Below are 17,591 nucleotides of genomic sequence, written 5' to 3' on the forward strand. Positions count from 1 at the left end.
CAGGCTGGCCTCAAGCCAACGGCGGCAGCCCCTTGAGCAGCTTGTCCAGCGTCACCGGATAGTCGCGGACCCGCACGCCGGTGGCGTTGTGGATGGCGTTGGCCACGGCCGCCGCGACGCCGCAGATGCCCAGCTCACCCACGCCCTTGGCCTTCATCGGCGAGGACACCGGGTCGGTCTCGTCCAGGAACACGACCTCCTGATGCGGGATGTCGGCGTGCACCGGCACCTCGTAACCCGCCAGGTCATGGTTGACGAAGAAGCCGCGGCGCTCGTCCACATGCAGCGCCTCCATCAGCGCGGCGCCCACGCCCATGGTCATGGCGCCGATCACCTGGCTGCGCGCGGACTTGGGATTGAGGATGCGCCCGGCCGCGCAGACCGCCAGCATGCGGCGCACGCGGACCTCGCCGGTGAAGGCGTCCACCGCGACTTCGCAGAAGTGGCCGCCGAAAGTGGACTGCTGGTACTTCTTCCCCAGGTCCCCGTACTCCATCTTGTCCTCGGCCACCAGGCCCGCCTGACCGGCCGCCTCGGCCAGCGTCAGCCGCTTGCCGCCGCCACGGATCTCGCCGTCGACGAAGACGGCGTCCTGGTCGAAGCCGTGCTTCTGCGCGATCAGCTCGCGCAAGGCCATGCAGGCCGCATAGACGCCCGCCGTCGAGCTGTTGCCGCCCCATTGCCCGCCCGAGCCCGCCGACACCGGCAGCGCCGAGTCGCCCAGCCGGACCACGACTTGATCCAGCCGCACGCCCATCATCTCGGCCGCCGTCTGCGCCAGGATGGTGTAGCTGCCGGTGCCGATGTCGGTCATGTCGGTCTCGACGGTGACCATGCCGCGGCGGTCCAGGCGCACGCGGGCCGCGGACTTCATCACCAGGTTGTTCCGGAAGGCCGCCGCCACGCCCAGACCGATCAGCCAGCGGCCTTCGCGCCGCTGCGCGGGCGCGGTGCGCCGGCTCCAGCCGAAGCGCTCCGCGCCCAGGCGCAGGCATTCGCTCAGGCGGCGTTGGGAGAACGGGCGCTCGGGCTTCTCGGGATCGACCTGCGTGTCGTTGACGATGCGCAGCTGGATCGGATCCATGCCCAGTCGCTCGGCCATCTCGTCGATGGCGATCTCCAGCGCCATCAGGCCGGGCGCCTCGCCGGGCGCGCGCATCGCGTTGCCCTCGGGCAGATCCAGCACCGCCAGCTTCATCGCGGTGAGGCGATTCGCGCCGGCATACAGCAGCCGCGTCTGCGCGACGGCGGTCTCCGGACTGCCGCCGGGCAAGTCCCCGGACCAGCTCTCATGCGCGATCGCGGTGAGCCGCCCGTCGCGCTCGGCGCCCAGCCGGATGCGTTGCACGGTCGCGGGCCGGTGCGTGGTGTTGTTGGCCATCAGCGGCCGCTGCAGCGCGACCTTGACCGCGCGCCCGCTGGCTTTGGCACCCAGCGCCGCCATCAGCACGTCGGCGCGCAGGAAGAGCTTGCCGCCGAAGCCGCCGCCGACGAAGGGCGAGATCAGCCGGACCTTGTCGCGTCCGATGCCCAGCGTGCGCGCCAGATCGCCGCGCCCCCAGTCGATCATCTGGTTGGAGGTCCACACGGTGAGCCGGTCGCCTTCCCAGACCGCCAGCGTCGCGTGCGGCTCCATCATCGCGTGCGACTGGTCGGGCGTCGTGTAGCGCTGGTCCAGCGTCACCGGCGCCTGGGCGAAGGCGGCCTCGAAGTCGCCCACGCGCGATTCGGGCGGCGTGCCGCCGGGGCCGTCGTCGGCCTTGGGCGGCTTGGCCGACGCCATGGCCTTGGACAGGCTGAATGCGCCGGTGTCGGGCGCGTACTCGGCACGGATCAGCGCCGCGCCGGCGCGGGCCTGCTCGAAGCTCTCGGCGACGACGACCGCGATGGCCTGGTGGTAATGCTGGATCTCGGGCCCGCCCAGCAGCCGGGCCGTGTTCATCTTGCCCTTGCCGAGCTTGCCGGCGTTCTCCGCGGTGACGACGGCCAGCACGCCAGGGGCGCGCTCGGCGTCTTTCACGTCCAGCCGCGTGAGCTTGCCCTTGGCGATGCCGGCGCCGACGACGACCCCGTAGGCCGGGTCCTTGGCGACGTCGTGCCGCTCGTAGGCATAGGGCGCCGTGCCGGTGGTCTTGAGCGGGCCGTCGATGCGATCGGTCGGCTTGCCGACGATGCGCAGCTGATCGATGGGATTGGTGGTGGCGGGGGTGTCGAACTTCATGAGGCGCTCCCGGTCGTTCCCGCTGGAGGCGTGGCCCGGGCCTGCGCGAGGACCGCGGCCACGGTGCGCTCGACCAGATCGAGCTTGAAGGCGTTGTCCGGCGTCGGCCGAGCGCCGGCGAGCAGCGCCTGAGCCGCTGCCGAGGCGCCCTGACGCAGCCGCTGATCGGCGTCGTCCACGCGCCAGGGCTTGGGCGCGATGCCGCCGACCGCGACGCGTCCGGCGCCGTCGCGCTGGACGATGGCCGCCACCGACACCAGCGCGAAGGCGTAGGACGAGCGATCGCGGACCTTGTGATACAGCTGCGTGCCGCCGATCGGCCGCGGCAGCGTGACCGCGGTGATGAGCTCGCCGGGTTGCAGCACGGTTTCGACCTGCGGCGTGTCGGCGGGCAGCCGGTGGAAGTCGGCGATGGGAATGCGGCGCGCCTGGCCGTCGGGCCGGACGGTCTCGACGGTCGCGTCCAGTGCCCGCATCGCGACGGCCATGTCGCTGGGGTGGGTCGCGATGCAGGCCTCGCTGCCGCCGATCACCGCGAGCTGCCGGGCCATGCCGCCGCTCAGCGCGCCGCAGCCGCTGCCGGGACGGCGCTTGTTGCAGGGCTGGTCGGTGTCATAGAAGTAGGGGCAGCGGGTGCGCTGAAGCAGGTTGCCGGCGGTCGTCGCGCGGTTGCGCAACTGCCCCGAGGCGCCCGCCAGCAGCGCGCGCGACAGCACGCCGTAATCGCGCCGCACGCGGGCGTCGGCGGCCAGATCGGTGTTGCGCACCAGCGCGCCGATGCGCAGCCCGCCGTCGGTGGCCGGCTCGATGCGGTCGAGGCCCAGACCGTTGACGTCGATCAGGTGGGTGGGCGTCTCGATCTGCAGCTTCATGAGGTCGAGCAGATTCGTGCCGCCGGCGATGAAGCGCGCGCCGGGGCGCTGCGCGGCGGCCGCCGCCGCGGCTTGCGGCGACTGGGGGCGCTCGAGGGTGAAGGGCTTCATGCGGACCTCCGCTCGCCGGCGCTCGGCAGGGGCAGGCCGGCCACGTCGGCCAGCGCGTCCATGATGTTGGAATAGGCCCCGCAGCGGCACAGGTTGCCGCTCATGCGTTCGCGCAGCTCCTCGACGGACAGCAGCGGACGGACTTTGAGGTCGGGGGTGACGTGGCTGGGGATGCCGGCCTTGAGCTCCTCCAGCACCGCCGCCGCCGAGCAGATCTGGCCCGGCGTGCAGTAGCCGCATTGATAGCCGTCATGGCGCACGAAGGCGCTCTGCAGCGGATGCATCTTCTCCGGCGTGCCCAGGCCCTCGATGGTGGTGATGCGGCTGCCCTCGTGCATCGCCGCCAGCGTCAGACACGAGTTGACCCGGCGTCCGTCGAGGTGAATGGTGCAGGCGCCGCATTGACCGTGGTCGCAGCCCTTCTTGGTGCCGGTGAGCTGCAAGTGCTCCCGCAACATGTCCAGCAGGGAGGTCCGGTTGTCCAGCACCAGCGTGTGGGTCTGGCCGTTCACGCTGAGCGTCACGCGGGTGGTGGCCACGAGGTTCTCCTGAGGCGGCGGGGCATGGGCGGACTGTGCGGCGCCCTGCGCTGCGGCGTCCAGCGGCGCGCCGGTCGCCGCGACGGCGGAGGCGCCCGCGCCGGCGATCAGCAGGCCGCGGCGGGAAATCGGACAGAAGGGGCCGGAGGGCGGGGCGGCGCCCGCTGAAGGCGGCGACGCGGGCGCGCGCGCGGGCTGAAGATCCGTGTCGAGGTCCATGCTGGGGCACTCCTGGCAGGCCGGTGTCGGCGAACCCGCAGGGCGGCAAGCTCTGTGCCCGTGCGGCGTTCAGCGCTTGCGCGGGGGCGGCAAGCGGCTGCTGTCCTCGCCGTCGAGCGTGGCGCCCGGGTCTTCCTCGCCGGCGACCGACTCGTCGAAGGAATGATCGGGCACCGGCGGCGGACCCGGGTCGTGCGGACGGGGCGCCGTGTCCTGCGACTTGCCCTGAGACTTGTCGGGCGTGTCCGGGCCACCCGCCGAGCCGCCGCGTCGATCGGACGACAACGCGCTCCCGACGCCCCCGTCGCCCCCATCTCGGCGGTCGGGGTCGTATGAATCGGAAGCGGAGGAGGGGGAGGAGGAATTCGTGGCGGTCATGGCGGCGCTCGACAGGCTGCTGGCCGAGACGAACCGGTGCTTGCCGGCGCGCTTGGCGTGGTACATCGCCGAGTCGGCCAAACGCATCAGCGATTCGGCTTGCCGGCCATGGTGCGGGGCAAACGCGATGCCGATGCTGGCGCCGATGCTGACCTCGGTGCCGTCGGTCAGCCGGATCGGCTCGCGCAGCGTCGCCAGCATGCGCCGGAGCACCGGAGCCGCCTCGCCCTCGCCGCGCAGCGAGGTCAGCAGCACGGCGAACTCGTCACCCCCCAGCCTCGCCACCAGATCGTGCGCCCGCACGCCCGCCAGCAACCGCTGCGCGGTCACCCGCAGCACCACGTCGCCGGCCTCGTGGCCATGCTGGTCGTTGACGTCCTTGAAACCGTCCAGGTCCACGTAGCAGACCGCGACCAGCCCCAGGCGCTCATCCAGCAGCGCGAGCGCGCCGGCCAGCCGTTCGGTGAAGCGCACCCGGTTGGGCAGCCCCGTCAGCGCGTCGTGCACCGCCAGATGCTGGGCGGTGGCCTCGCTCTCCTTGATCGCGGTGATGTCGATGACCATCCACAGCGACTCCCGCGCCGACACCGACGCGCCGCTCAGGTCGATCCAGACGGGCGTGCCGTCCTTGCGGCGCATGCGCAGCTGCGTCCGGTAGCGCTGGCCCGACTCGATCGCCGGATAGGCGGCGGAGCCGACCTGCTCATACGAGCCCATGTCCATGTAGAGCCGCTGCGTGGATTGCCCCATCAGCTCGCCCGGCGCGTAGCCGAAGACCGACTCCAGCGCCCGGTTCTTCCACACGATGCTGCGGTCACGCAGCCGCATCATGCCGACCATGTCGTTGTCCAGCATGAGGTTCTGCTCCAGCGCCAGACGCGAGAGGTCCTCGCCGGAGCGGCGCTCGCGGCGCTGCTGCAGGAACAGCAGCACCGAGCAGCCGACGGTGGTCAGGATGACCAGCGCTGCCAGCGCGCTCTGCTGCAGCACCTCGCCGCGCCAGGCGGCCAGGAAGTCGCCGGTGCTGGCGCCGGTGAACACGGTCAGCGGATAGCCGCGCACCTGGCGGTAGCAGGTGATGCGCTCGATGTTGTCCAACCGGGTCTTGGTCAGATACCAACCCTGGCGCGGGTCGGCCGCCATCTGACGCTTCAGGTCCTCGGACACGATGATGTCGCCGATGCCGCGGATCGAATGCGGCTCCGCCGCCGAGTAGCGCGCGATCAGCCGCTGGCTGCGGGTGCGCAGCGAGATCGCACCCTCGGTGCCGATGGTCAGGCCCTTGAAGCTCTCGATGAAGTGCTCGCTGGACAGCGAGGTGTAGACGATGCCGGCGAAGTCGCCTGCGTCGGTCTCCAGCCGCCGCGCCACCACGATGCCCCACCGCCGCAGCACGCGGCCGAACAGGGGCTCGGAGATGACCAGCGTGTCGGACTCGCGGGCGCGCTGGAAGTAGTCGCGGTCACCGACGTTGAGCGTCCCTTCCTCGGCCGCCAGCCCGTACAAGACCTGACCCCGGGCATCGGTGATGCGGATCGCGTCGACCTGCGGCAGCAGGCTGCGCTGATCCGAGATCGCGCGTTCCATGGCCTTGCGAAGGTCCGTGCCCCCCGCGGCCGCGCGGCGGTGCTGCAGCGCCAGCGTGGCCAGCGCGTTGTCCACCTGCTTGAGCTCCGCGCCGATTTCGATGCTCAGGCTGCTGGCCAGGTTCTCGGTGGTCTCGCGGGCGCGGACCTTGTCCGACTCGCCGCTGGCGCTCAGCGCCAGCACCGTCGCCGTGACGATGGCGGCGGCCACGACAAGGTTGCCCGCCACCAGCCAGAGCAGGAGACGGGACAGCGGGCGGGCGGGGCGGTTGTGGACGCGTTCCATCGGGACTGAGGGCGAAGCGGCCATCCTAACCGCGACGCCACGGCGCGGCGAGCCGGGTCTTGCCCCGAAGGGAACGTCTGAATCACCCCGAGATCAGGCTCGCGGTGGGGCCGCATGGGGCTGTCGGCGTCGGTGCCGGATCAGGCCTTGGAGGCCGCCACGTCCAGGCAGTAGGCGATGAGCTCGTCGAGCTCGCTGGACTTGTCGAAGACGCGGTCGGCGCCCAGTTCCTGGCAACGACGGCGCATGTCGACGGTGGCGTAGTTGCTCAGCACGACCAGCTTGGCCTCGGGCTGCATCAGCCGGGCCTTGGGCAGCAGCGACAGGCCGGTGCCGCGCTTGAGGAAGATGTCGATGATGACCAGGTCGCAGGGGACGGCCTCGTCATGCAGCCAGCGCATGGCGCCGGCCTCGTCCTCCGCCTGGCCGACCACTTCCAGCGCCAGCATTTCCTGCAGCGTGGCGACCAGGTTCTCGCGGATCAGCGCGCTGTCCTCGACGAGGAAGCAACTCAGCGGTGCGCAAGCGTTGGCGGTGGAAGTGTCGGGCGAGGACATGGGCGCCGATTATCACGATCCGGCGGGTCGCTTCGTCACAGGCGCCAGACGGGCGTTGCATTCCGACAGCGCCGCCCGACTTTCGTCATCCGGGTCCTCGCCCAGATCGATCAGCGGCACGATCGCGGCCAGCGGCGTCACGGCCAGGCCCAGCACCGCCGCCGGCACCAGGCGCTTGAGCAGCGGCCCCTTCTCCAGACTGATGCGCGGATCGCCCAGCGTGCCGTCGATGTGCAGCGGCGTGCGCAGCGACAGCGGCGTCTTGTCCTTGGGCTCCACGCGGGCCTTGAGCGCCAGCCGCTCGGTCGCCAGCGACATGCCGCCCTCCATCAGCACCAGGGAATCGGTCGTGTCCACGACGAAAGGCTTGGGCGTCACTTCCCCGTCCTTGACCCGCAGGTCGGCGACGCCGCAGCTGACCTTCAGGCCTTCGTCGCCGCGCACCAGCATGCCCAGGCCCTGGGCGATGTCCAGACCGGCCGCCTCGACCAGCAGGTGCGACACCGTCCCCTCGGTCCAGTACAGCACCATGCGGCCGTCGGCGGTGGCCAGCAGCTCGGCGGTGGAGCGTCCGGTCCCGTCCAGCGCGATGCGCCCGCCCATCACGCCGCTGACATAAGGAGGCTGGCTGTCCTTGCGCTGCAGCTTCAGCCATTGCTCCAGGCGCACGCCGCTGACGCGCAGCCGCACGACCCACTTGGCGCGCGGCTCGCGGCCGTCCAGCTGGACCAGACCGGCGAACTGGCCGCGGGCGACGCGGGCGTCGATGTCCTGGATGCGCAGCACGCCGTCCTGCAGCACGATGCGGGCGTTGAGCGGCTCGGCGGCCTGCAGCAGTGCGGTGCCCGATTCGAAGCGCGCCAGCTTGACGTCGACATCGGCATTCATCGCGCGCAGCGAGGGCAGGTCGAATTGCTTGTCCGGCAGCACGCGGCCAGCTTTGGCGTTGACCTTGGGGCTGCCTTCCGCGCCGGTCGTGGCGCCGGCCTTGCCGGTGGTCTTCGCCCTGGCGTTGGCGTTGGTTCGGGTGCTGGTGTCGACGCTCCGGACGGCCTTGCGGGCCGCTGCATCGGCGGGCACGCCGACCGCCGGTCCCAGGTCTGCCAGCCACAGCACGCTGCCGCGCAACTGCCCGGTGAGCTTGGGCAGGGCGTTGGGCGACTTGTCGAAGACGAAATCGCCGCTCAGCTGGCTGCGGCCGATGGTGGCGCGGCTGACGGCGGTCTTCCAGCGTGGGCCCTCGCGGGTCAGCTTGCCTTGCATGGCGAAGGCCGGCGTGGTCGGTAGCGTCACGCCCAGGGGCTCGCCGACGGCGGCCAGCGAGGGGCCGCTGAGCTTGTAGGTGCCCACCAGTCCCTGGCTGACCAACAGATCGCGGACCTCGCCGTCGAAGCTCAGCTCGGCCTTGCCGATGTTGCCGCGCAGGGTCACCGGGACGGCGGGGGCGTTGGGGTCGGAGGACAGCCAGGGCAGCGCGGAGCCGGTCTGCAGCGAGGCCTGCACCGGCAGGTTGCGGTAATGGCCCTCCGCATGCGCGGTGACGCCGTAGCGGCCGCCTTCGCCGGGGCTGGGTTCGGGATCCGAGGTGCCGCGCGGCTTGCCGGCCAGGCGCTCGCCGAAATCGACCGCCAGACGAGTGCCGGAGGCTGCGGCGCTGGCTGCCCGCGCACCCACCGTCGCCGAGCCGGAGACCTGAGCCGGCTCACGAGTCGAGGACGCGCCCGACGCAGCCGAAGCCCCGCGGTCCGCGTTGCCCCAGGTCTCGCGCAGGGCGAAGCGCGCGAGGATGGAGGCGCGCTCGATCTTGTCGTCCACCAGCGCGGTGCCGTTGCGGACCTCCAGCAGGTCGAAGCTGACGCCGTCGATGGCGGGGCGCTTGCGCACTTGCGTGTCGCTGTCGGGCTGCTTGCCGAACTGCCAGCTGGCGCGGCCTTCGACGTCTCGCTCCAGGCGCAGGTTGAGATCATCGGCGCGCAGGGCCTTCACGCGCAGCGGACCGCCGTGGCGCACGGCGAGCAGGTCGCCGTAGCGCAGCACCAGGGCGGCGTCGGTGGCCTGCACCGTCGGGCTGCCCAGGGTGCTCCAGCTCGGCGGGCCGATGGTCAGCGAATGGGTCTTGAGCCGCAGATTCCCGATCAGGCGCAGTTGCCAGGCGCTTCGGCCCTCGCCCTCGAAGGTGACCGATCGGTCCAGCTTCTGGCTCAGCCATTGCTCGGCCGGGCGGCGCAGGAAGGGCCAGCCCAGCCATTCGCACACGCCGACGGCGACGACCAGCAGGCCCACCAACACGGCGACGCCCAGCGCCCAACCGCGCCAGCCGTGGCGAGGATTACGCGCGGTCGCGCTCCGCGTGGAGTCCTCGTGGGGAGCGCCGCTGGGGGAGGGCGTTGCCGACGTGGTCGGCGGCATCGAGGGCGATGGCGGCGTTGGCGGCTGGGCGTTCATGGCGGACTCCTTCTTGATGTTGTGGTTCACCACCACTGCTCGAACAGGCTGGAGAAGAACTCCTTCCCCCGTTGCACCAGCCCGCGTTGCTCCCAGCGCGGGAGCGTGATCGTCTGGGACGCGGCGACGTCGCGCTGGAACATGCGCGTCATCGCGTCGCCGAAGTCCTCGCCGAGCACGACGGCATTCACTTCGTTGTTGAACACGAAGCTGCGCCAATCCATGTTGCTGGAGCCGACGGTGGAGACCACGCCGTCGATCACGGCGGTCTTGGCATGCAGCACCGCATCCTGCAACTCATGGATCTTGACGCCCGCCTTGAGCATGCGCTCGTAATGGCTGCGGCCGGCGTGCATCACCGGCGCGAAGTCACTCTGCGAGGGCAGGATCAGCTGCACGTCCACGCCGCGCGAGGCGGCGTCGCACAGCGCGTCCACCATGTCCTTGCCCGGTGCGAAATAGGCCATCGTCAGGTAGACGCTGCGTTGCGCGGCGCGGATGCTGCCCAGCAGCAGCGTGTAGATGCGGTTCTCGGTGTCATTGGGCGTGGACGGGACCACGCGCATCAGCTGCTGACCGGCGGCGCGCGCGGCGGGCTGGACCTCGGCGGCGGCCATGATCGCGCCCTCGCATTGCTGCTGGGTCCAGGTCTCGCGGAACAGCGTGTGCAGCGCCTGCGCCGCCGGACCGCGCACCTGGACCATGGTGTCGCGCCAGCCGCGATCGGGCGCGGAGGTGGCATCGCCGGGCGCCGAGGCCGCGGATGCCGATGAAGCCGGGCGCGGACCGGGGTCAGGCTTTGCCGCCTTGCGCGAGCCGCGGCTGCCGATGCCGCCGGAGCCCGAGGAATAGACGGCGCTGATGTTGATGCCGCCGGTGATGGCGGTCTCGCCGTCGACCACCAGCATCTTGCGATGGTCGCGGTGGGTGATCTTGTGATAGCGGGTCCGCTTGAGCGGGTTGACCGGATTGAAGGCGCAGACGGCGACGCCGCCCTGGCGCATGCGGTCGAAGTAGGCGTCCTGCGTGCCGAGCGATCCGACGGCGTCGTAGATGATGGCCACCTGCACGCCTTGCGCCCGCCGCTGCAGCAGCAGGTCCGCGAGCCGGCGCGAGACTTCGGCGTCCTCGATGATGTAGCTCTCCAGCAGGATCTGGCGGCGCGACTTGCCGATGGCATCGAACATCGCGGCGAAGGTGGCCGGGCCGTCGATCAGCAGGCGGGCCTCGTTGCCCGCGTACAGATCGACGTCGCCGAAACTGGACATCGCGGCGATCTGACGTTTGAGCAGCTCGGCCTTTCCCTGCGAGGCGGCACTCTGCAACGCCTGCTCGCGGCGCGCCTGATTGAGCGGGCCGCGAGGGCCCACGACGTCGACCTGCGCCGCCACGCGCGTCAACGCGGGCGCAGCGGCGGGAGGCTCCGGCAGCAGACCGTTGACGGGCGGGCGCGGCGTGCCGCAGGCGACCAGCGCGACGCTCAGCCCGAGCCCGGCCAGCATCGCGCCCAGGCGCGGGCCGGGGCGGGCCGGGGTCGAGGCCGCGACGGGGCTCATTCCTTGAGCAGGTCGGCCAGGTCGTCGGCGTGCTCTTCCTCTTCGGCGAGCACTTCCTCGAGGATGCGCCGCGTCGTCGGATCCTTGTCGCCGATGAGCTGGATCATCTGCCGATAGGCCTCGACGGCGACGCGCTCGGCGATCAGGTTGGATCGCAGCATGCCCTTGAGGTCGGAGGTTTCGTCGTAGTCCGCATGGCTGCGCTTGGTCAACGAGTCCGGATTGAAGTCCGGGTCGCGGCCCAGTTGGACGATGCGTTCGGCCAGGCGGTCGGCGTGCACGGCCTCCTGCGTGGCGTGCTCGAGGAACTCCTCGGCGATGCGTGGCGACGACAGGCCGTGCGCGGTGAAGTAATGGCGCTTGTAGCGCAGCACGCAGACGAGCTCGGTGGCGAGCGCGTCCTGCAGCAGCTGGACGACCTCGTCGCGCCACGGACCGTAGCTGGGCGTGACGGGACCGTCGTCGAGGTGCTGGCGCGCACGCTGCAAGGCTTGCTCGTCAAGCTTCAGCTGCTGATGTTCGGGGGCGTTCATGGCTGGCTCCTCTGAAATCGGATGGGATGCGGGGGACGGGTGAATCAGGCGCGGCGTCACTTGCGCAGCGCGTTCACGCCGGTGATGCCCAGCACCAGCAGCACGAGGAAGATGACCAGGAAGATCCCGAAGAGGATCTTGGCGATGCCGGCCGCGCCTGCGGCCAGGCCGGTGAAACCGAGCACGCCAGCCACCAGCGAGATGACGGCGAAGATGAGAGCCCACTTCAACATGACGGTGTCCTTTCTGCGGAGGCCGCGACGCGGCGCTTGCAGCCACTGTAGAAGCGGGCCCCTCGCCAGGGGGATCAGCCGGACCCACGTCCCGCTGTAGGACGGGACGCCGCTTGATCGCGCGCGTCGCGTGACGCTGCCGGACTCGTCCTACAGCCGGCTCCGGCGCGGTATGACAGACGCGGCGGCTCCGGCGACCTAGTCTTGCTCCATCGCTGTTCTGCGGCGCGCCGAGCGCCGGAAAGGAATCGAGATGACGCAGCTCAAGAAGACCCTGTTCACCCCGTCCGCCACCGCGCTGGTGACCGCCGGGGCTGTGCTGTCGGCCGTCATGATGGTGGCCACGCCCGCATTCGCGGCCGGATCGGCGAAGGCCGAGAAGTCCGATATTCAGGCCGCGTATGAGAAGGAGCGCGCGGACTGTCTGGCTGGCCGCACGGGGCAGAACAAGCAGACCTGTCTCAAGGAAGCCGGAGCGGCTCGCCAGGAGGCGCTGCGCGGCAACCTGAAGACGGCCAGCACGCAGGAGCTCGCCAACAACGCGATGCTGCGCTGCCAGCGCGTGCGGGAAGAGGACCGGGAGGACTGCCGGATGATGGTGCAGGGTCAGGGCACGCGGGACGGCAGCGTCGAGAGCGGCGGCATCCTGACCCGCATCGATCGCATGGTTCAAGAGAACCCGACCGCCGCCGGCGCGCCTGCGTCGGCGCCGACGCCACCCGCTGCGCCGCGCCGTGATGTGCCGCCGCCGCGTCAACCCAAGGACGGCGCGCCCGCGCGCTGAGGAGCCTCCCATGGCGCTGATGAAACGCATCCTCCCGCTGGCGCTGTCCAGCTTGGCCGGCTACGCGCTGTGGCAGTGGCAGGCGCGCCGGCAGGAACATCGTCTCAAGACCTCGCATGCGAAGCCCGAGGAAGTGACGACTTGGGAAGGCGAGGGCGGTGCGCTGCACCGCACCGGGCCCCACATGGGACCTGGGCCGGCGAAGCCCGCGCCCTAGCGGGCGCGAAGAGGGCTGGCACGCGGCGACCGACTCGGTCGCCAGTGGCCAGCCAAAATGAAAAACAAGGGCGTCCTTCGACGCCCTTGTTTCGTTTCATGCCTGACGCGAGTCAGGTCTTGATCCGCGTCAAGCTCAACCGCCGCTGCCTTGCTGCGGTTCGCGCAGGAAGATCTCGACACGGCGGTTCTTGGCGCGGTTCTCGGCGGTGTCGTTGGACACCATCGGCTCGCGCGAGCCGCGACCCGCGACTTCGATGCGGTCCGAGCGCACGCCGCGATCGGACAGATAGTTGCGCACGCTTTCCGCGCGACGCAGCGACAGTGGATCGTTGATCGCGTCCGAGCCGGTGTTGTCGGTGTGGCCGATCACGCGGACCACGGTCGGCGACGGATTGCTGTTCAAGCCGTTGGCGAAGGCGTCCAGCACGGGGCGCAGACGGGGTTCCAGCGTCGCGCTGTTGAGCGCGAAGGAAATGTCGCTGGGGACGTCCAGCTTGAGCTGGTTGTCGGCGGTGCGGGTGACCTCGACGCCGGTGCCCTGGGTGGCTTGCTCCATGGCGCGGCGCTTGTCTTCCATGTGGCGCGACCAGACGTTGCCGGCCACCGCGCCGAGCGCGCCGCCGATCAATGCGCCAGTGCCGGCCTTGCCGCCGGTCGCGGAGCTGATGACGGCGCCGCTGACCGCGCCGATGGCGGCGCCGCCGGCCGTGCCGCGCTGACGTTCATCCATGTTGGCGCAGCCCGCCAGCGCCGCGAGGGCGATCACGGCCAGGGCCGCGCGAGGGTGTCGCATCTGCATGTTTGCTTCTCCTGAATCAATGGAACAGCCTGGCGGCGCGGCGCATGACGCGCTGCCCGACGAGGGATGAGTATCGCCCTGGAAGGGCAATCGCGGCACCCAAGCGTCGCCCCGCGGGCCGACGAGCGCCCCGACGCGACAGCGCTTGTCGCATGGGTTCGCCGAGGCGACCGCGATTCGATCAACGTCCGCGATTCAAGTCAGGATGACAACTTGATTCCTGCTAGCGACGCGGCACCCATGACTCATGTTTGCTATTCGGGATGCAGAGGCGGATTCATAGCATCGAGGCATTCTTTTGGAGCCCGCATGTCGCCCCTCGAAGCCTCCGGTCGCGCCTCCGTCAACGGCGTCTCATCTCTTGACCACGACACCGCCGGCACCGGCTTCGCGGCCGCCCCGACCGAGCGGGAACATGTGGGCACGCATGTCCGTTACGCCCATCAACCGATCGTCGATCGCTCCGGCAAGGTGGTCGCCACGGAACTGCTGTTCCGCTGGAACGCCAGCGACGGCGGCGTCGGACCGGAACTGGGCTCCTACGCGACTGCGGCGGTGCTCTCCAATGCCTTGATCGACGGCGAGCTGTTGACCGGCGTCACGCCGGCCGAGCACCCCATCGGCGACCTCCTCGTCAACATGGACGCCGGCTGCCTGATGAGTCCCATCGCGGAAGCGCTGACGCCGGACGTCGGGGTGATCGAGCTGCTGGAAACTGTGAGCGTCGATGACGCGCTGATCGACCGGATCCGCGATCTTCATGGTCGCGGTTATCGCTTCGCGCTGGACGACCTGGTGCGTTTGGACGATCCGCGCTGGGCGCTGGCGCCCTGGGTGCAATTCGCCAAGATCGATGTGCCGGGGCTGGATGCGGTGGACCTGCAGGCGCTGATTCGCAAGGCGCATCAACTGGGTCTGGCAGTGATCGCCGAAAAGGTGGAGGACGCCGCCACCTGGCAGCAGCTCAAGCTGATGGGCGCCGATTACTTCCAGGGCTATGGCGTGGCGCGTCCGGCGACGGTGGCCGTCCGCGCGCTGCCCGGTTGCGACAGCCGGTTGACGGGTCAGCTGTATCTGCTGGCATGCGCCGGCGTCTCGGAGAGCTCGATGGCGTTGTTGGCCGGCCGCCATCCCGCGCTGGTGGCGCGCCTGCTGCGCATCCAGGCCATCCATGCGCCGCAGTACGCGGTGGTGTCGGAGTCCTTGACCGATGTGATGCTCTCGCTGCCGCGCGCGGTGCTGCTGGCCTGGTTGGCGATCCTGAACATCGCGGCGGTTCACGGCCGAGACCGGGAGCTGGCGACTCTGTTGCGCGGCGAACTGTCGGAGACCCACCAGCGCCTGCGTCGAGACGGTCGAGTTCGGAGCCCGCTGGATCTGGAGAAGCTCAGCTTCTGCATTTGCAAGCAGCTGCTGCGCATGCGCTTGGCGCCGCGCGGCGAGAACCCCTTCAAGCGGAGCAGCTCCGTCCCGGAGAAGCACACCGGCGTGGGCGACGCGTCATCCGAGAAGGCCGCCGCCTGAATCGTGACGCTGCAGACCCCGCCTGATCGCGGGTCTGGCTGTCGAGACACCAGACCCCCGCAGTTCCAGCCAACAAGAAAGCCGCCCTCGGGCGGCTTTGCTGTTGGCTGGATGAATGGCCGGATCTGCGGATCCGGCCCGATGGCCGGGCCGGCGGCCGGTCAGTCGTCGACCAGGCCGTGCATGCGGGCCACGCTGGTGGCCATCGCGCGCGAGTTGACGTTCAGCTTGCGGTAGATCGAACGCAGATGCTGGTTGACGGTGAAGCGCGAGATCGACAGCCGATTGCCGATGTCGACGATGGGCAGGCCCTCGATCAGCAGATGGAGCACGCTCCACTCGCGCTGACCCAGTCCCAGATCCTTGAGTTTCTGATCCTTGTTGACCTTGGGCTTGACGCCGGTTTCCAGGGTCTTCATCTCGGTCAGCACCACGCGCGACACGGCCGGGCTCAGGGGCGCGTGGCCGTTGTGGGTGGCGATGATCTTGTCGATCAGGCTGGGTTGGATCTCTTCCTTCAGCAGATAGCCGGAGGCGCCGGAGCGCAGGCTGCGCATCACGTGCTTGGTGTCGCCGAAGGTGCTGATCACGATGCTGTGCGCGTCGGGGCACTTCTCCTTGATCAGCTTGATCAGGTCGATGCCGTCCACGTCGGGCAGGCCCAGGTCGACCAGATAGATGTCGGCGCGGTTGGCCAGGATGGCGGAGACCGATTCCCCGCGGTTGCGACCGATGCCCACGATCTGGCAAGCGCTGCTGGCGGACACGACGTCGATCAGGCGCTGCAGGACGGTGGCGTCGTCTTCGATGATGGTGACGGTGATCATGGATTCCCCTGGTTGAACGAGTTGTTGTGGATGACGGGTCGGAGTCGGATGGCGATGCGCGAGGGAGTGATTCGTGAGCGGCGTGATCGACGTTGGACTGTGGAAAGTGGATCGTGGATGACGAGAAATGAGGGGCGTGAGTGGCGGCCCTGCCCAAGGCGTGCGGCCGCCGCGACACCGTGGCTCAGCGCTCGCCCAGCGATTCCGAGAAGGTCTTGCGCACGGGTTTGAGCAGATAGTCCAGTACGGTGTGCCGGCCGCTGATGATCTCGGCGGTCGCGGTCATGCCGGGTTGGATCACGATCTTCCCGGCACGCGCTCCCTTGAAGCGCGTGCCGTCGATACGGATATGGGTCCGGTAGTAGGGCTGTTCGCCGCCTTGCTGGGTGCGCTCGGTCAGCGCGTCGGGGCTGACGTAGGTCACCTCCCCGTCGAGGGCCCCGTAGATGCTGTAGTCGAAGGCGTCCAGCTTGACCGCCGCCCGCATGCCGGGACGGACGAACCCGATGTCGGCCGCGCGCAGGCGCGCCTCGATGATGAGCTCATCCCCGCTGGGCAGCAGCTGCATGATCTCGTCGCCCGGACGCAGCACCGCGCCGACCGTCGTCTGCGTGATCAGGTTGACCCGGCCGTCCACGGGCGAGCGCAACTGCGTGTGCTCGAAGTTGCCGCGGCGGTCGTTCAGCACCTGCTGGATGCTCGCCAGATCCTCTTCCGCCTTGGCCAGCTCGGCCTGGGCGTCCTGCAGGAACTTGTTGCGACGCGTGGTGACCTGGCCGGCCGCTTCGTTGGCGGCTCGCTGCAGGCGCAGGAACTCCGCCGCGCTGATGTCGCCGGCCTTGCGCAGCGGCTCGTTGAGCTCCACCTCGTGCCGCGCCAGATCGGCCGACTTGGACAGCACGGCCAGGTCCTCTTGCAGCGCGGTCTGGCGGCGCTCGTACAGCCGGCGCTGGATCGCGTCGAAGCCGCTGTTGCCGGCGGGCCGGTAGGGCGTACCGAGCGTCTCGGCGCGCAGCCGGGCCAGCGCGGCGTTCAGGGCCGCGGACTTCTCGGACGAATCCGCCAGCGCGGCGCGCGCCTTCGTGTCGTCCAACTGGACGAGCAAGTCGCCCTTGCGAACGAATGCTCCCTCTTGTACGAACAGTTTCTCCACCACACCTCCGTCGGGCGCCTGGATGACTTGTGTGCGGGAGGATGCCATGACCTTGCCGCCAGCGCGAGTCACCTGGTCGATCTCGGCCTCGGCGGCCCACCAGAGTCCGGCGCCGAGCGCGGCGACGATGGCGATCACGGTCCAGCGCAGACCGTGCTGGTTGTCATGGGAGGAAAGAATCGGTTTCATTTGTTGCCTCGTATCGGTGTGTCGGGTCCGCGCGTCAACCGGCGAGCGCCGTGGGGGCGGACCGAACGATGTCGGGCGCCGCGACCTGTGGCGCGGGACGCTGCTGCAGGCGGGCGATGACCTCGTCACGCGGGCCGTCCAGCATCACGCCCTGCGGCGACAGCACGATCACGCGCTCGACCAGAGCCAGCAGCGAGAGCCGATGGGTCACCAGCAGCAGCGTGGTGTCTTGGCGCATCTCCTGCTTCATGATGCGGATCGTGGCGTGCTCCAGGCCGTCGTCCATGCCGGAGGTCGGCTCATCGAGCAGCCACAGCTTGCGCTGGGCCAGCATCAGACGGGTCATCGCTACCAGCTGGCGTTGCCCCCCGGACAGGCCACGGCCGCCCTCGGAGAGCTTGCGGTCCAAGCCGAGCGGATGTTGCGCGACCAAGTGCCACAGGCCGGTCTTCTGGCAGGCGGCCAGCAACTGCTCGTCGCTGACGTCCGGCAGTCCGAACAGCAGGTTCTCGCGCAGCGTCCCGGAGAACAGCCACGGATGTTGCGGGCAATAGGCCATC

16 protein-coding genes are annotated in these 17,591 nt (G+C 69.8%); 3 read left to right on the forward strand and 13 right to left on the reverse strand.

Going from position 1 to position 17,591, the window contains the following annotated elements:
• Positions 1 to 10: 10 nt before the first annotated feature.
• The 9 genes from paoC to ABDW59_RS08880 all read right to left on the reverse strand — a co-directional run bounded on the left by paoC (position 11) and on the right by ABDW59_RS08880 (position 11,536).
• Entirely contained in the window at positions 11 to 2,221 is a 2,211-nt protein-coding gene (gene paoC, locus ABDW59_RS08840; RefSeq protein ID WP_343629309.1) for an aldehyde oxidoreductase molybdenum-binding subunit PaoC, read from the reverse strand.
• Positions 2,218 to 3,204 carry a xanthine dehydrogenase family protein subunit M gene (locus ABDW59_RS08845; protein WP_343629311.1) on the reverse strand — a complete coding sequence of 329 codons (987 nt, stop codon included), beginning with the start codon at positions 3,202 to 3,204 and terminating at the stop codon, positions 2,218 to 2,220. Before ABDW59_RS08845 ends, paoC begins: the two co-directional genes overlap by 4 nt.
• Complete coding sequence (gene paoA, locus ABDW59_RS08850) at positions 3,201 to 3,962, reverse strand: aldehyde dehydrogenase iron-sulfur subunit PaoA (protein WP_343629312.1); 762 nt, start codon at positions 3,960 to 3,962, stop codon at positions 3,201 to 3,203. The genes ABDW59_RS08845 and paoA overlap by 4 nt, the downstream gene beginning before the upstream one ends.
• 69 nt (positions 3,963 to 4,031) lie before the next feature.
• On the reverse strand, positions 4,032 to 6,212 hold the full coding sequence (locus tag ABDW59_RS08855; protein WP_343629314.1) for a diguanylate cyclase: 2,181 nt from the start codon (positions 6,210 to 6,212) through the stop codon (positions 4,032 to 4,034).
• 140 nt (positions 6,213 to 6,352) lie between these two features.
• Complete coding sequence (locus ABDW59_RS08860; RefSeq protein ID WP_343629315.1) at positions 6,353 to 6,769, reverse strand: response regulator transcription factor; 417 nt, start codon at positions 6,767 to 6,769, stop codon at positions 6,353 to 6,355.
• 12 nt (positions 6,770 to 6,781) lie between these two features.
• Positions 6,782 to 9,214, reverse strand: a complete 2,433-nt coding sequence (locus ABDW59_RS08865) for an AsmA family protein (RefSeq protein ID WP_343629316.1) — start codon at positions 9,212 to 9,214, stop codon at positions 6,782 to 6,784.
• 26 nt (positions 9,215 to 9,240) lie between these two features.
• Positions 9,241 to 10,770 carry a phospholipase D-like domain-containing protein gene (locus ABDW59_RS08870; RefSeq protein WP_343629318.1) on the reverse strand — a complete coding sequence of 510 codons (1,530 nt, stop codon included), beginning with the start codon at positions 10,768 to 10,770 and terminating at the stop codon, positions 9,241 to 9,243.
• Positions 10,767 to 11,303 (reverse strand): ferritin-like domain-containing protein, encoded by a 537-nt coding sequence (locus ABDW59_RS08875; RefSeq protein WP_343629319.1) that lies wholly within the window; start codon positions 11,301 to 11,303, stop codon positions 10,767 to 10,769. Before ABDW59_RS08875 ends, ABDW59_RS08870 begins: the two co-directional genes overlap by 4 nt.
• Before the next feature lie 56 nt (positions 11,304 to 11,359).
• Positions 11,360 to 11,536: a DUF1328 family protein gene (locus tag ABDW59_RS08880; protein ID WP_067271457.1), complete on the reverse strand. Its 177-nt coding sequence runs from the start codon at positions 11,534 to 11,536 to the stop codon at positions 11,360 to 11,362.
• Between the two features lie 253 nt (positions 11,537 to 11,789).
• On the opposite strand from ABDW59_RS08880, the gene ABDW59_RS08885 reads away from it, so the two are divergent.
• Both ABDW59_RS08885 and ABDW59_RS08890 read left to right on the forward strand, forming a co-directional pair.
• A complete protein-coding gene (locus ABDW59_RS08885) occupies positions 11,790 to 12,320 on the forward strand; it encodes a hypothetical protein (protein WP_343629321.1) in 531 nt (176 codons plus the stop codon).
• Between the two features lie 10 nt (positions 12,321 to 12,330).
• Positions 12,331 to 12,537, forward strand: coding sequence for a hypothetical protein (locus tag ABDW59_RS08890; RefSeq protein ID WP_343629322.1), 207 nt, complete (start codon positions 12,331 to 12,333; stop codon positions 12,535 to 12,537).
• Between the two features lie 135 nt (positions 12,538 to 12,672).
• On the opposite strand, the gene ABDW59_RS08895 is transcribed toward ABDW59_RS08890, so the two are convergent.
• Positions 12,673 to 13,332 (reverse strand): OmpA family protein, encoded by a 660-nt coding sequence (locus tag ABDW59_RS08895; RefSeq protein ID WP_343629335.1) that lies wholly within the window; start codon positions 13,330 to 13,332, stop codon positions 12,673 to 12,675.
• A gap of 315 nt (positions 13,333 to 13,647) precedes the next feature.
• Between ABDW59_RS08895 and ABDW59_RS08900 the strand changes: the two genes are divergently transcribed.
• Complete coding sequence (locus ABDW59_RS08900; RefSeq protein ID WP_343629323.1) at positions 13,648 to 14,862, forward strand: EAL domain-containing protein; 1,215 nt, start codon at positions 13,648 to 13,650, stop codon at positions 14,860 to 14,862.
• 161 nt (positions 14,863 to 15,023) lie between these two features.
• On the opposite strand, the gene ABDW59_RS08905 is transcribed toward ABDW59_RS08900, so the two are convergent.
• The 3 genes from ABDW59_RS08905 to ABDW59_RS08915 all read right to left on the reverse strand — a co-directional run.
• Entirely contained in the window at positions 15,024 to 15,689 is a 666-nt protein-coding gene (locus tag ABDW59_RS08905; protein ID WP_343629324.1) for a response regulator transcription factor, read from the reverse strand.
• A 184-nt stretch (positions 15,690 to 15,873) separates the two neighbouring features.
• Positions 15,874 to 17,031 carry an HlyD family type I secretion periplasmic adaptor subunit gene (locus ABDW59_RS08910; RefSeq protein WP_343629326.1) on the reverse strand — a complete coding sequence of 386 codons (1,158 nt, stop codon included), beginning with the start codon at positions 17,029 to 17,031 and terminating at the stop codon, positions 15,874 to 15,876.
• 34 nt (positions 17,032 to 17,065) lie between these two features.
• Positions 17,066 to 17,591: ATP-binding cassette domain-containing protein (locus tag ABDW59_RS08915; RefSeq protein ID WP_343629327.1), on the reverse strand; the 526-nt coding region annotated here is incomplete at its 5' end.

It is taken from the genome of Roseateles sp. (assembly GCF_039595295.1).
Classification (GTDB): Bacteria; Pseudomonadota; Gammaproteobacteria; order Burkholderiales; family Burkholderiaceae_C; genus Roseateles.